General features: G+C 49.1%; 10 protein-coding genes. All 10 read left to right on the top strand.

Features of this window, described 5'->3' with window-relative positions; genetic code table 11:
- Positions 1 to 99 precede the first annotated feature (99 nt).
- The 10 genes from EL628_RS10205 to EL628_RS10250 all read left to right on the top strand — a co-directional run bounded on the left by EL628_RS10205 (position 100) and on the right by EL628_RS10250 (position 15,113).
- Positions 100 to 5,133 carry a tetratricopeptide repeat protein gene (locus EL628_RS10205; RefSeq protein ID WP_126579842.1) on the top strand — a complete coding sequence of 1,678 codons (5,034 nt, stop codon included), beginning with the start codon at positions 100 to 102 and terminating at the stop codon, positions 5,131 to 5,133.
- Positions 5,134 to 5,149: 16 nt separating this feature from the next.
- Positions 5,150 to 7,009 (top strand): ATP-binding protein, encoded by a 1,860-nt coding sequence (locus EL628_RS10210; protein WP_126579843.1) that lies wholly within the window; start codon positions 5,150 to 5,152, stop codon positions 7,007 to 7,009.
- Positions 7,010 to 7,289: 280 nt separating this feature from the next.
- The gene (locus tag EL628_RS10215) at positions 7,290 to 9,623 is read left to right on the top strand and encodes a xanthine dehydrogenase family protein molybdopterin-binding subunit (RefSeq protein ID WP_218028895.1); all 2,334 of its coding nucleotides are present in this window, start codon (positions 7,290 to 7,292) and stop codon (positions 9,621 to 9,623) included.
- Between the two features lie 330 nt (positions 9,624 to 9,953).
- Positions 9,954 to 11,147 carry a molybdopterin-synthase adenylyltransferase MoeB gene (moeB, locus tag EL628_RS10220; RefSeq protein WP_126579844.1) on the top strand — a complete coding sequence of 398 codons (1,194 nt, stop codon included), beginning with the start codon at positions 9,954 to 9,956 and terminating at the stop codon, positions 11,145 to 11,147.
- 137 nt (positions 11,148 to 11,284) lie between these two features.
- A complete protein-coding gene (locus EL628_RS10225; RefSeq protein ID WP_126579845.1) occupies positions 11,285 to 11,557 on the top strand; it encodes a MoaD/ThiS family protein in 273 nt (90 codons plus the stop codon).
- Positions 11,558 to 11,566: 9 nt separating this feature from the next.
- Complete coding sequence (locus EL628_RS10230; protein ID WP_126579846.1) at positions 11,567 to 12,502, top strand: PLP-dependent cysteine synthase family protein; 936 nt, start codon at positions 11,567 to 11,569, stop codon at positions 12,500 to 12,502.
- Positions 12,496 to 12,921 carry a M67 family metallopeptidase gene (locus EL628_RS10235; RefSeq protein ID WP_126579847.1) on the top strand — a complete coding sequence of 142 codons (426 nt, stop codon included), beginning with the start codon at positions 12,496 to 12,498 and terminating at the stop codon, positions 12,919 to 12,921. Before EL628_RS10230 ends, EL628_RS10235 begins: the two co-directional genes overlap by 7 nt.
- 145 nt (positions 12,922 to 13,066) lie before the next feature.
- Entirely contained in the window at positions 13,067 to 13,480 is a 414-nt protein-coding gene (locus EL628_RS10240; RefSeq protein WP_126579848.1) for a secondary thiamine-phosphate synthase enzyme YjbQ, read from the top strand.
- A gap of 67 nt (positions 13,481 to 13,547) precedes the next feature.
- The gene (locus EL628_RS10245) at positions 13,548 to 13,937 is read left to right on the top strand and encodes a secondary thiamine-phosphate synthase enzyme YjbQ (RefSeq protein WP_126579849.1); all 390 of its coding nucleotides are present in this window, start codon (positions 13,548 to 13,550) and stop codon (positions 13,935 to 13,937) included.
- 144 nt (positions 13,938 to 14,081) lie between these two features.
- On the top strand, positions 14,082 to 15,113 hold the full coding sequence (locus tag EL628_RS10250; protein ID WP_126579850.1) for a sodium:calcium antiporter: 1,032 nt from the start codon (positions 14,082 to 14,084) through the stop codon (positions 15,111 to 15,113).
- Positions 15,114 to 15,207 lie beyond the last annotated feature (94 nt).

Here is a 15,207-nt window from a genome sequence, read left to right on the forward strand (position 1 = left end):
AGTAATGCGCCCAACGTATAATAGAAAGAACATTCTTATGATGAGCTGCCTGAAGACTTCATTAAGCACCCAAACAGCAATAGAGAGAAGAGGTTTCCCTTGTCTGAACAAGATGATCTGCTTCAAGAGGAACTTTCTAGTGAGATTGGTCGTTCGATTACGATTACGCAGACGAATGGCCAGGAGATAACCGGAATCCTGACTGCGGTCGCCATGAATCGTCTGCAAATTAAAACAGCCACTGGAAGAAGAACAATCTTTTTGAGTTTGATCGGTGGCTGGGAGCTATTGGATGATGAACAGTCTAGAGGAGCTCTGGTTCAGAGTATTGGGAAGGTCCAATACAAGGACGATGCAGGTCTCTCATCGGGACAATCATCCAGGCCCTTTCATGAGACTCAGAGCGTTGAATTTTCAGGATCTCAAGAGCATGGATTGAAAGGGAAGCTCCAGTCTTCTCCTCAACAGCCAGCAACCCCTTACAAACCTTCATTAGAGAAGAATGTCGAACATGAGCACGAAGTAAAACTGCTTCCAGCTTCTGATGAACGAACGGCATCGTATCCACCCGAAATCGAGGCTCGCTTAGCATTGATCGAGGCCATTCATAGCGGAAAGATTCAAGGGGTCCAGTTAAGCATCCAGCCACCAGATTTTTTTGTCTCCAATGATGATTTAAAATCACAGCTCCATAAACAAGCATGGGGGCGGATTAAACAAAAATATGAATATGCTGCAAGGATGAATGAGTTAGGCAGCCAATTTGGACGTGTAAAGCCTTTAATCCAGGATTTAAAAGAACTTATCGCCCAGGTTCCACTATCCGCTGGTCTGCGTCGTCATCTTGCCTATCTGTACTATATAACAGGAGCATTTGATGATGCGCTCCAGTTGTACAAAGAAGCGGTTCTCTTGACACCAGGGATTCACGATTGGCATAATCTGGCTGTATTAGCTCGAATGAAAGAGGAAAATCTTTCCATAGAGTGTTATGCCCTGGGGAACCTCTTCAGACAAGTTGCCCCAACCTCTGCCATCGAGGCCTGGTTTGTCTATGTGGGGACAATCGAGCGTACAGGTGACCTCTCTCTCCTCCGTGGTCTTCATACATCGGATGGGCGTCCTCTCTCAGCAGAAGACGAGAAGATGCTTCTAGAAGCAGCTATCTATCTCTTTGCACGACTTCACAAACGCGATAGAGGGCTGAATCTGCTTCATCGCCTGCTTCAACACCATCCGGTTGCCTCCCTCTTGAGAGAGGCAGATGCGTATCTGCTGTCTGATAAAAAAGATGTTCGGCAAGGAGTAAAAGATCAACTTCAGAGAGATTGTGCATCACTGGTTGCTCTATTACGTCCCGCCCCCGCCAAAGTGGGGCCTGCCACCCAGATGAGCCAGCCCTCGCTGGTCTGGTCGACAGATTTTACACGGTCAGGTGATGGAAAATCAGCGGTATTGCAGGGAGGCATTTACATTTATCGTAAGAGCCGAAACTATGGCTTTCTGGTAGGGCAGGATGGTGTCGACTACTTTTTTCATCGCAGCGCCATTACCGATGAAGAACTTTTAGTCCAGCTTCAGCGGCTGCGTGAAGAGAAATTGGCTGCGAAGGATTATATCTCAATTATCTTCGAGGCTGCCCAGGGGAGACAGGGGAGCGTGGCCATTAATGTGTCGTTTCAACGCGATATTGCAAGAACGTTTGAACTGGCTACAAATTATGCCAATGAAGGTGATTATGGGCGTGCACTCACACAAATAAAAAAAGTCCTGGCCGAGAACCCGGTCTATCCGAATGCTCAGGAATCGTATGATAAATGGCGCGAATATGCACGAGCGACCAGCGTACCACGTGGATCGAATCCCTACTCAAGAGCAAAAAGAAAGCAACTGGTGGAGAAAGATCTGGAGGCAGCGGAGCAGCTCTTTTATGAAGCTATTCGTCAGAACGATACAATTGAAAGTGCGGTAAAGGACCTTGCAGTGCTTTTGATGCAGATCAAGAAGACGAAGGAAGCCATTCAAGTGCTTGAGCAGAACCGTAGTCGAATGACGGATATGCAATCGATCAACAATTTGATGGTTGATGCACTGCAGAAAGATGGCCAGTATGCGACAGCAGTTGATCTCTTACGTAACCAGTTAAAGTTAGCCAAAACCGTCAATCGTAAAACCCAGATCATCTGGCGTCTGGGCTATTGTTATTTAAATCAGGATAAATATAGTGAGGCTGAGCATTGGTTTCGAGAAGCGATTGAGATCGGACCTTATACGAAAAGTGCCCAGAGGAATCTTGCTATCTGTCTGATTAAGCAGAAGCGAGACGATGAAGCGGAACAGCTCTTAATCGCAACCCTCCCTGATCCACAATCGGCGGAATTGCTTGATGCGATCTCACGAGCGAGAGACACAGGTCAATCGGTCCCCATAGATGAATTAAGTGCTGAGATGTCGCTGGCAGAATATTCAAGTGAGATTAGTGCGTTTACACGCTTTTATCTTGATCGCTGCACCTATGAAGGCGTGCCCTCTTTACGTGTCCAGGAAAAAAGTTTTGATCGCAACGACGTGCGGCGTCTGGAAGAGCTGGCCACGCGGCTGGGGACGCGTCGCCCAAGAGAGCGAGCCGAATATTATTTATCAGCGGCAAAAATTATTCGAGAGCATGATGATTGGGATGAAGAGTATAATCAGCTCTATCGTTATCTCTGTCGCAGCTTTGCCTCTCGTGGTGATGCAGCGGTGATTGAGAATAAGCACCTGGATACTGCACGTGAATGGTATTGTGAAGCGCTCAGTATTTATGATGGTGACCGTGCTAGAAATCAGGTTGAGCAGGATGCAGTCAATGCGCTGATTCGTTTTCTGTTTGCGACGATTTCGCGTGCGCATGTGCCATTCACCCCTTCTGGTCAGGAAAATTTAAATATTGATGATAGTCTTGAAATCATTATTCGCATGCATGGCCAACAAGATAAAGTCTTCGATGCAATTGCCTATCTGGTTGTGCGGAGCCAGTATGCAGCCAAACGAATCTTGCAACGTCTCTATTCAGTCCCCACTTTTCAGTCCATGTCGATCAGCTATTTGAAGAAGAAAGGTGTCGTCATTCCAACAGAGAATGTATCTCACCAATTTTTTACTGATCTCTGGAAAGATCTGCAAAAGAAAGAGCAGGGGCGGACCCGTACCACCTCTATTGAGCTGCGGACCACGACTCGCCGTCTTGAACTGACGACCGCCTCGGTTCAGGATAGTCTGGGACGGTTACGGGAGATGGAAGCGGACTTTTTCTTTGAATTAGATCGTCAGCGTGTCAATGAGCTCCAAAAGATTCTTGAGACCATGCTGGACTTGTGCCAACAGACAGCTTTTGAAGAGCAGGAGCGTTTCTGTAATCAGATTGAGAATCGCTGTAATGATCTTTTGCGAGAGATTGAAGCAAACCCGACGAAAATGTCAGTTGAGAGCTTTTATCCTATTGTCGAGGTGATTGAGCGGAAGACCAAAGAGTATCTAGAAGAGATCTATGTGCGGTCGGTTCCTCAACTGAATCTCCGCCTGCCAGCAGACATGACCTCTTACGCACCAGATGCCAACAACCCTCGTATTGAGGTTCAGATCGTCATCGAGAATAAAATGAGTTGTAGCCCCGCTGAGGCGGTTGAGATTATTATTCAGGAAGATGGCACCTTCTTTACTATTGATAATCCAGAGATTAAGCTCGAAGGATCACTGCGAGGAGGAGAGCAGCAGATTAAGCGGGTTCCTATTCTGGTCACAGAGCAGGCTTTAAAGTCCCAGGCCTTTTCACTACCGCTCTATGCGCATTATCGCACCCGGTCGGGAGAAGAAAAGCAGACTATTGTGACCTCCTTTTCAATCAATCTGTATTCATCGGAACAATTTGAGCGCATCGAGAATCCCTATGCAGCCTACGCCTCTGGGGGAATTGTCGATGAAAATTCCATGTTTTATGGGCGTGCTGAACTGATTGACAACATTTCAGATGCCATTTATAAAGCACGCGCACAGAGTAAATCGATTGTTATCTTTGGGCAGAAGCGCTCGGGAAAATCTTCGATCCTGCATCATCTGAAGAAAAAGCTCCAACAGTATCCAGCTCTTCTGGTTGTGGACCTGGGGAGCATTGGTCTTTTTAGTAGCCGCCAGAGCTCTGAGCAGGGAGAGAAGGCAGGTATTAACTTATTTGAGCAGATTTTAGCTGGTATTCTGAGAGAATTATCCTATGCCATTGAAGATATGGTCGATGCAGGTCTTCCACCACTCGCTCTCTCCTTTCCCACCGATACCGAATTTTATACCCACCCTTCGCCGCTGCAAGCCTTTCAAGATGTTCTGATGCGCTTTAAACGGGCAACTGCACGAACCCCGGGTTGGAATGAGAAGCGGATCGTCCTCCTCATCGATGAGTTCTCCTATGTCTATGGGTGGATTATGAATAAACGCCTCTCGGATGATTTTATGAAAATCTGGAAGGCGCTCTTGCAGAAGGATCTCTTTAGCGTCGTTCTCGCTGGCCAGGATGTGATGCCAAAATTCAAAGAACGGTTTCCCAACGAGTTTGGTGTGACACAGGATCAACGCGTCAGCTATTTAAAAGATGAAGATGCCCGCAAACTGATCGATGAGCCGATCCGTATTGGCGGTAGAACGGGCGATAGCCGTTATCGAGAGAAGGCGATTGACCGTGTCGTTGATTTAACATCTGGAAGCCCTTTTTACATCCAGATCCTGTGTAATCGACTGGTTGAGTATATGAATCGCCACTATACCAGTCTGGTTACCGAAGCTGACGTTGAGCAGGTAAAAAATGAACTGATTCAGGGAGCCAATCCGTTAGGTTGGGATAACTTTGATAATCTCACGAACTCCGGCGACACCTCTCCCGATGCGATCTCAGATGCTGATGCCAGAGCAGTGCTCAAAGCAATTGCCATCAACAGCCGTAACGGACCATGTAGCCGTAGCCGCATTAGTGTTGAGACTCAGACTGATATCAATGCTATTTTGCAGGATTTAGAGCAAAGAGATGTGGTGGAAGCGAAGCCTGGACAATCGTATGTGATTCGTGTCGGTCTTTTCAAAGAATGGCTGCTTGCTCATCAGTAAGGAAGGAACCTCGGGCATGTCAGAATCCGCCTTGTGGAATGCCAGCCCTCTTTTTATTGGCCGGCAGAAAGAGATTGAACTCCTTGAAGAAAGAGTGATTCGTCCTTCTCGCCAGCGAGGGAGTCTTGCACTGATTGGTTTACATGATATCGGAAAGAATAAACTGATCGATAAGGTTTTCATTGCCCGAGAGGAAGAGCTACAGGCGAGAAGATTACTTCTCATTCCCATGAGCATTCGGGTGTATAAAGATGCTGAAAACTTTTTTTATGAACTGGTCACTTTCTGCCGCGATAAAATTGAAGATCTTGGCTGGCTGACTCCTGAAATCGCATCGGTCACGAAAAAGATTCCGCTGATCAAGCCAGCCAGGAAAAGTCCGCTTCCCTGGGGACCACAGTTTGCTCATATTAAACGGTTTTTTACGAAAGTTCAGGCCGCGGGTATTCGCCCGATTGTCATTCTCGATAAATTTGAGTATGCAGGACAGTATTACCTGGATGATACCATTTTCCTGGAGGGATTACGTGAACTGGCGATTCATCCTGATTATCAGGTTGCCTGGGTGATTCTATCGCGCGTGCCTCTGGAGCGGATTGAGTTCCAATGTTGTGGGGGATCGCCGCTAGAAAATGCTGTTGAGCAACGGTATCTGACGCCCTTTCAGGATGAAGGCGACATAACATTGTATCTGGATCATGTGGCAGAAGCAGGCCTGCCAATGAATCAGGAGCAGCGTGACTTCTTTCTGGCCTATTGTGGTGGTCACCCCTATCTGTTACATGCACTAAGCAATCATTTAAAAGAGAGCTGGCATAGTGACTCAATTGAAACAGCGTTTATCCAGAGTAACGTCACAAAGATCCTCTACGAGTATTATACAAAGCTTCTCACCTTTCTTAAAGAGCAGAACCTTTTTTATCCATTATTACAAATCTTGTTTGGGCCTATTTATAAGCTTGAGCAGACGGATATTGATACATTGCACTCGTATGGAATTATTCATGCGCATATCCCGGCCTCGGATGAAGAGAAAAGAGGGTGGTATCGTACATTTTCATTGCACTTTCATACCTATCTAAAGCAAGAATGGCTGTTATCGACGGAGCACTGTCCCGAGTTTACTCATCTCACTGCACTCCTACAATCGCTTATTGTAACGAATCTGCTATTGCAGCATAAAGAGATTCCGCAAACCCTTTTAGAAGCGGAAGAAACAGTGACGTTACCACAGCTCTTTGATCTTCTGCTTGCGCAGTGGGAAGATTTTGAACCTCTGTTTACCGAGCACAAATGTGGAGATCGAGAGCATTGGCGGAGAGCCGCAGAAATGTTTACCTCTTTAAGTCAACCACTGATGCAGATAGGGATAGATCATACGGTGAAACAATCCTTTCTGTGGGTGCGAACCTACAGTGAAGAATTGCAGCAGATTGTCCAGGTTTTGAAGTCAGCAGCAGATATGCTTCATCTCTTTCCACAGGCTCATGAAATCAAAACCGAGGGGATTCGTGAGAAAGTGATGAGCGCGATCACGCGTTTAAATGTAGCGACCGTCGATGATGGTCTGGCCTTGCTGGGACGGGCTTTTGAGTCAGCATTACGCCGCTATCTAATGGAGGCCTATCGTAAAGGGGTGCTGTTAGAGAATCCGCGCGGCCTGCCATTGGTCAAGATGATTGAATGTACGGAGAAATACGGCTTGATTAGAAGTAAAGAGGCACTTCATTACCTGCGCCAGACGCGCAATGACCGTACGCATGAAGGTATCATTTCATTGGATGAGCGACAGGTATTGATGAACACTATCAAGTTGTCCGCAGGAATGTACATCGATTATATTAAAATGTTTGATGACCGGTATCTGGAGCTCTGATCAAGCCAGGGACATCATCGAATACAATAAAATGTTTGATGACCGATATCTGGAGCTCTGATCAAGCCAGGGACATCATCGAATACAATAAAATGTTTGATGACCGGTATCTGGAGCTCTGATCAGACCAGACATTGTGTCTTCTCCGTATCAGGCTGGATTTGTGATACACTATCCCCAGGTTCTGCCGTCATACAGCGGCAATTTTGTGATATCGGCTATAGTTACCACGAAAGGAACGCACATCCTTCCCATGCTTGAAAGCTGGGGTATCCGTGCGATGAAAAATATGACACAGACTGTCGACCCGACCTTTGCCTCTGTTGGCACCTCGACCCGCCGTCTCGACGCCCCTGATAAGCTTACTGGCCGAACGCGCTATGCAGGCGATCTTCCTTTTGCTGGTCTTCTCCATGCTCGTCTGGTATTGAGCCCTTATGCTCATGCGCGTATCACAGCAATGAACATTGAGCCAGCTCTGGCGCTGCCTGGCGTTGTGGCAGTGTATACGAGTCAGACATTGGGGATTGTCAGCGACGATCGCACATCGCGTTCGCAGACGCCCCTTGCGATTGACGAAGTTTTCTGGTGTGGCCATCCTGTTGCCATTGTCCTTGCAGAGACGCCTGAGGAGGCTGAAGATGGCGCGGCGGCGGTCGATGTCGATTATGAGCCTCTCCCAGTAGTCGTTGATCCAATTGCAGCGATGGAGAGCTCTTCTCCACTGGCCAGACCACGAACCGCTGATGATGCCTCGGAGATTGCAGGTGGTGGAGTCCATGCCGCCGTCTCCTCTGGTCCTGCTCACGTCGTAGAGACGACAGAATATTCGCTCAATGTCTGCAATAAAGCCTATAAGCAGGTAGGTGATATTGAGGCAGGACTGCGTGAGGCCGACGTCATTGTGGAGCATACCTATCGCACGCGCCCGGTCCACCAATCCTATCTAGAGACGCAGTCCATCACCGTTGTGCCAACGCCCTCGGGTCATCAGATGACCGTCTGGCCGAGCACACAGGGAATGTTCAGCGTGCGAGCCGATATTGCAGAGGCTCTGGATCTGGCAGATCGACAGATTCGTGTTGAATCGCTCCCTATTGGTGGAGCCTTTGGCGGAAAATTTGGCTTAATCGAGCCACTGGCCGCCGCAGCCGCCTACCAAATTCGCAAACCTGTACGGCTGGTGCTGACACGCCAGGAAGATCTCTTAGCAGGCAACCCTGCCCCACAGACGATTATTACCCTCAAGCTAGGTGCCAAACGTGATGGAACCCTGGTAGCAATGCAGGGGAAGGCCATCTTTGATACAGGTGCCTATGCAGGGGCCTCGCCTGACCTTGGTTTAACCCTTCTTGCAAGCAGCTATCGCTGTCCTCATATTGATCTGCGTGGATATGAAGTCCTCACCAATAAGGTTGGAGTAGGGGCTTATCGCGCCCCCAATGCCCCTCAGGCTACCTTTGCCCTGGAATCGACCGTGGCCGAGCTCTGCATCGAACTGGGTATTGATCCGCTGGTGTTCCGCAAACAGAATGCCTTACGTGGTGGTGATCCCACCAATACGAGCCGGACTCCGCAGTATCCGGCATTGGGTCTGATTGAGTGTCTAGAAAAGATTGAGCACCATCCCCTCTGGCAGCAGCGCTCGTCATTGGACGCCGTGCCTGCTACATATAAAGATTGGAAGATTGGGACGGGCATTGCGGCTGGTGGCTGGCCAGGTGGATTAGAGACCGCTGCTGCGGCCTGTCGTCTGGAGAAAGACGGCACCCTTACGGTTGTCATTGGAACGGTCGATCTGACTGGTTCGGATACCTCCATGGCGTTGCTGGCCGCAGAGGGCCTTGGGCTCTCCTCCTCATTGATCACGGTGGCTCACGACAGCACCGATACGATGCCCTATAGTGGTGGAACAGGCGGGAGCAAGACGGTCTATTCGATGGGGCCTGCCGTTCTGGATGCGGCTCGGGATGCTCGTGCACAGATTTTGAGTGTCGCCAGCGAGCTTTTAGAGGCAGCGGTTGAGGATCTTGAGATTGAGAAGAACGAGGTTGTTGTGCGTGGTGTTCCTGGTAAGAGCCTCTCGCTGAAGAAGATCGCAGCAGCCTCAATGCGCTTTGGAGGTCGTTATGCCCCAGTCTATGGCCGTGGTCGTGCAGCGGTGCACACCAATTCGCCGATGTATGCGGTCCATCTGGCTCAGGTAGCGGTCGATCCCGAGACGGGTGAAGTCTGTGTCCTGAACTATGTCGCGGCTCAGGATGTTGGCCGGGCGATCAATCCAGCCGAGGTTGAAGGACAGATCTATGGTGGTGTCACCCAGGGCCTGGGTTGGGCGCTGTTGGAAGGCTTTGAATACGATGAGAATGGGCAGCTATTGACCACGACCCTGATGGATTATGCGTTGCCTCACAGCTATGATGTGCCCACTATCATACCTATTCTGGTCGAAGTGCCCTCCGCCATGGGGCCATTTGGGGCCAAAGGCGTTGGTGAGCCACCAGTTGTTCCTGTAGCTGGCGCGATTGCCAATGCCATTCGCGATGCTGTAGGCAAACGTGTGACCGAACTTCCCATCACTGCTGAGAGGCTGTTTACAGCGCTTCAGCACTAAAGATCGTGTATTCGAACGATAGGATAGGCTGATCAAACAGACGCTACCTGCGCTGGCCTGGAATAATTTCGTGTATTTCCCTGTTTCCTTCTATAATGGTGCATGGTAAATACTTGCCATTATGCTAGTGCCAGCCTCTGGTAGGGATTGATATGCCTTTTCTGCGGGTGAGGTCAGCAGATATGCAGACAGCTTTGTAGAGGGAAGATCTATACCAGTGTCCTGCAAGTAGTTGAGTTTTCCTTGACAAGCCAAAAAAAGACATGGTACTCTTTTGGTAGTTTACTAGAAAACAAAATTGATTAACTTAGTCAACATTGAGGTGAAACCATGGGTGATGCCTTTCGCGAGATACTGCGGCGAGCCAGGCAGCAAGTCCCTGAGTGGACGCCGACGCAGGTAAATGAGGCCCTTGCTCATCAGACCGGGTCGACGCCAGATGATGATGCATTTGTGTTAGTAGATGTGCGTGAGAAGATCGAATGGAACGAAGGGTACATTCCAGGGGCTGTGCATGTTCCCCGCGGTCACCTCGAGTCGCAGATCGAAGAGGTTGTGCCAGATAAATCTGAGAAAGTCGTACTCTACTGCGCTGGTGGTGTGCGTTCGCTGATGGCTGCCACAACGTTGCAGCAGATGGGCTATAAAAATGTTATCTCCATGGCTGGAGGCTTTGGGCAGTGGAAGGGCGGTGGCTATAAATTCACACTGCCACGAACGCTCTCGGATGCACAGTCAAAGCGTTATAGCCGTCACCTCCTGGTCCCGGAAGTTGGTGAGAAGGGTCAGTTAAAGCTGCTGGATTCCAAAGTGCTGTTAATTGGTGCAGGTGGTCTGGGCTCTCCCTCGGCTCTTTATCTGGCAGCCGCAGGTGTTGGCACCATCGGTATTATTGATGCTGACACGGTTGATGATAGCAACCTTCAGCGTCAGGTTATTCATACCACAGAGCGTATCGGACAATATAAAGCTGAATCGGCCCGCAAGGCGATTAATGATCTCAATCCAGATGTAAAGGTTGTGACCTATATTGAGCGTCTAGATGAGACCAATGTTCAGAAGCTTGTTGATGAATATGATGTCATTCTTGATGGTACAGATAACTTCCCAACACGCTATCTATTAAATGACGCAGCTATTATTGCAAATAAGCCTGTTGTGCATGGGAGCGTCTTCCGCTTTGAGGGCCAGGTAACGGTCTTTAAGCCTTATGACGGTCCTTGCTATCGCTGCCTCTATCCAGAGCCTCCCCCCCCTGCGCTGGCTCCTAGCTGTGCTGAGGCTGGGGTATTGGGAGTCTTGCCTGGTATCATTGGTCTATTACAGGCGACAGAGGCCATCAAGTTGTTGTTGAACATTGGTGAGCCGCTGGTTGGTCGTATTCTGACCTATGACGCCCTGGCTGGTGAGTTCAACGAGATTCGCCCGTATCATAATCCCCAGTGCCCGGCCTGTGGTGAGAATGGTCACCCTGAGAACCTGCCTACGTATGGCGATGTCTGTGCTGTGCCTGCACGCTCATAAGCCCATCGGTTATTGGGCAGCAAGTTCTCTTCTGAGAATGGTCTGCCCAGTTGAATCAGATCGGCGAGAAGTGAGAGATGGTACTCACATGTTTTCTGCGGAATGTGTTCCGTAGTGGATAAAAGGAGTCTAAAGTTATGGCAAATGTGCGTTTAGCGCCTGTATTACGTTCTTCTGCTGGTGGTTCAAAACAAGTCAGCGCCCAGGGCAACACCTTGAATGAAGTTTTGAACGACCTCTATAGCCGCTTCCCTGCCTTAAAAGAGCAGATTCAGCCCGAGCAAGAGCTGAGCAAATTTGTGAATGTCTATGTTAACGACCAGGACGTGCGCTATCTTCAGGGTCTTGAGACGGCAGTTGGTGCCAGCGATGTTGTGACGCTGTTGCCTGCGATGGCCGGTGGACGTTAGGAGCTCTTCATGCGCTATGGCAACTTACTGGAGACCATTGGCAACACACCACTGGTAGAGCTAAAAAGCTTTAGTCCGCATCCAGGGGTCCAGATCTATGCAAAGCTTGAGGGCTTCAATCCCTCGGGGAGCGTCAAAGATCGTGTGGCCATGAAAATGATTGAAGAGGCCGAGGCAGGTGGGCGGTTACAGCCGGACTCCATTCTCATTGAGCCGACCAGTGGAAATACGGGGATCGCGCTGGCCATGATCTCTCGCATCAAAGGCTATCAGTTTGTTGCCGTGATGCCTGATAATGTCACAAACGAGCGGCGTCAGATCTTAGAGCTCTATGGAGCAAAAATCATCTTCTCTGATGGAAAACTGGGGAGTAACGGAGCTGTGCGCCTGGCAAAAGAGCTGGTGCAACAGGATGATCGCTATGTGATGCTCTACCAATATGGGAACGAGGCCAACCCGCGTGCTCATTATGAGGGGACGGCAGTTGAGATCATTCGCGATCTGCCTGATATTGACATCTTTGTGGCCGGCCTGGGAACGGGTGGCACGTTGACGGGCAATGCACGCCGTCTGAAGGAGTACAACCCGGCGATTAAGGTTGTGGCAGCCGAGCCTCAGCAGGGTGATGGTGTCCAGGGTCTGCGTAGTCTGGAGGATGGATTTGTGCCGCCGGTGCTCGATCAATCGCTGCTGGATGGGAAGATTCTCGTCTCCAGTCTGGACTCGATTCGTCGTACTCGTCAGCTCAAAGATCAAGAAGGTATCTTTGCAGGGCCCTCCTGTGGCGCATCATTGCATGCTGCCATTCGCGTGGCGTCCAGTCTTGAGCGCGGTAAAGTCGTGACCATTCTGGCTGATGGCGGCTGGAAATACTTAAGTGAAGATCTGTGGACCCGCGATCTGGAGCAGATTGAAGATAGTTTAGAGGCAAAAATATTATGGTAGCTGAAAGTAGTCTGGTACTGCGTATCCCTGCGGCTATTTATGAACAGATGGTAGCTCATGTTGTGGCGGGCTATCCCAACGAAGCGTGTGGGGCCTTAGGAAGCCAGGGCGATCTGGTCGTCAAAGATTATCCAACTGACAATGCCGCTGAAGAGCCCGATGATTTTTCGATCATTAGCGAGGCTGATATCGTACGGATCTACAATGATATCGATGAATACGATGGGGATATGATCTACTATCATTCACATCCTCAGTCTGAGGCCTATCCCTCGGCCCGCGATATCGATTGGGCGAAGCGGAGCGGTTACCTCTACGTTATCTTCTCTCTCCAATACCATCCCAAACCTCCTTATGCGCGCCTCTTCAAGATCGATAGCGCGGGCTCTGTTACCGAAGGGTCAATTGAGATCATCTGATTGCTAGCATTGTGAGCATTACCAGCATCGAGACCACAGGGACTCCTCGTTCCATGTGGTCTCAATAGCAGGACCATCGAGCTTTTTTGCACAGGTGCAGCCTCCCCATCAAAGCTGACAAAACATGAGCAAGGAGCAAGAGCCCATGAAATCACATACCGTCTATTTAACTTTTCATACGCAGAAGCGCAAAGAAATGGTGCCAATTACGGAGCAGGTAGAGCAGATTATCCGGGATAGTGGAGTGCAGGAGGGTCTGGCGCTGGTCAGTGCAATGCACATTACAGCCGCAGTCATTGTGAATGATTATGAGCCAGGACTCTGGCAGGATATTATGGAGTGGGCGGAGAAGGTTGCGCCTGAGAATCCGAATTATCGTCATCATCGGACAGGAGAAGATAACGGAGATGCTCACCTGAAAAATATATTGATGCACTCACAGGTTGTCATCCCTATTACGCGTGGAAAATTTGATGCAGGTCCCTGGCAACAGATCTTCTATATGGAATTTGATGGTCAGCGCGACAAGCGTCTTTTAGTCAAAGTTATTGGTGAATAGACGTTTTTGAAAAGGCTCGCTATCCTTGATAAAACGATATTTTTTGAAGAGCCTGGAAGAGAGAGTTATGAGAACATTTACCGTTTCAACGCGAAAAAAAGATCAGGTTATTGATATTACTGATACCATCGAAGGCTATTTGCAGCAGGAACAGAATGCCCAGGGGCTCTGTTCGATCTTTGTTGCGCATACCACCTGCTGTCTGACCACGGCAGATCTCGATCCAGGAACAGATCTCGATCTTCTCGATGCATTGCGAAACATCCTTCCGGATCTGAACTATCGGCATCCACATGATCCAGAGCATACACCAGATCACATTCTCTCAACACTGATTGGACCATCTCTCGTCATCCCCTATCAACGTAAACAGTTAGTATTGGGCACCTGGCAGCGTGTGATTCTGATCGAGCTCGACGGTCCTCGCCAGCGCACCCTGCACCTCTCCACCTTTTAATGAAATTCATCGTATTTTGTACGAGAATCAACAATCTGATCGTATTAGAAGAGGGGGAAGGTCGTTGTCTATTCCTTCGTAAGGTTCTCTATCAAGGTCTCTATTGATGAATGTGAACAGTCTACTCAAGTAAAAGGAACATCAATGTTAAATGGATTGCCCTTACTGCTTTTATGTGGCATCTTCATCCTGGGAGCAGCGGCTGTCTGGATTGCTGGAATCCAGCTTTCAAACACAACCGATATCATCGACAAGCAATTTGGCTTTGGTGAAGCCCTGGGAGGCTTAATTTTTCTTGCCATTGCCACGAATCTGCCGGAGATTGCCATTACCGTTAGCGCAGCGCTGACAAAGAACATTGGTCTGGCGACAGGAAATATTCTGGGAGGCATCGCCATTCAGACCGTTGTGCTGGTACTGATGGATGCATTTGGCCTGGGAAAAAAAGGTGCCCTTTCCTTTCTCTCAGCCTCATTGGGTCTTGTCTTAGAAGGGATACTTGTGATTGCTGTACTGATTCTCGCGATCATGGGAACCCAATTGCCTGCCAGCGTTATGCTTGGTCGCCTTTCGCCAATTCCATTGATGATAGCGCTCTGTTGGATGCTAGGAGTCTGGTTCTTAAGCAAGGCCAAAAAGGATCTGCCCTGGCAGTTAAAAGGGCAGCCAGCAGCGGATAAGGATCAGAAGAGCGTCAAAAAGGTCAACACTGGACGAGCGATACTGATCTTCTGTCTGGCCTCGTTAATTACATTCATTGCTGGAGCTGCACTTGAATTAAGCGGTGACGCCATTGCACATCAGATCGGCCTGAGCGGGGTCCTGTTTGGGGCAACCATTCTAGCGGCTGCCACTGCCTTACCAGAGATCTCAACTGGATTACAATCAATGCGCATAGGTGATTATGAATTGGGAGTCAGCGATATCTTTGGCGGAAATGCGTTTTTGCCAGTCCTGTTCTTATTGGCCAATCTCATCTCGGGTCAGGCAGTGCTGCCCCAGGCGCAGAAAAGTGATGTGTATCTGGCGGCGCTTGGCTGCCTCTTAACAGCTGTCTATCTGTATGGACTTATTTTTCGCCGTAGCCGTCAGGTGTTTCATCTGGGTATCGATTCAATTGTAGTGCTTGTATTGTATCTGATTGGGATTGTAGGGCTCTTCTTTATGCCTGGATAGCTCAAGACCCTCTCTTCTCGTCAGAATGCTGCTCTGGCCACCTTCGGTCTGCATAGAGAAACAAAAATCCACTGATAAGACAGGCTAGCGAGAA

The organism is Tengunoibacter tsumagoiensis (genome assembly GCF_003967535.1).
GTDB lineage: Bacteria > Chloroflexota > Ktedonobacteria > Ktedonobacterales > Ktedonobacteraceae > Tengunoibacter > Tengunoibacter tsumagoiensis.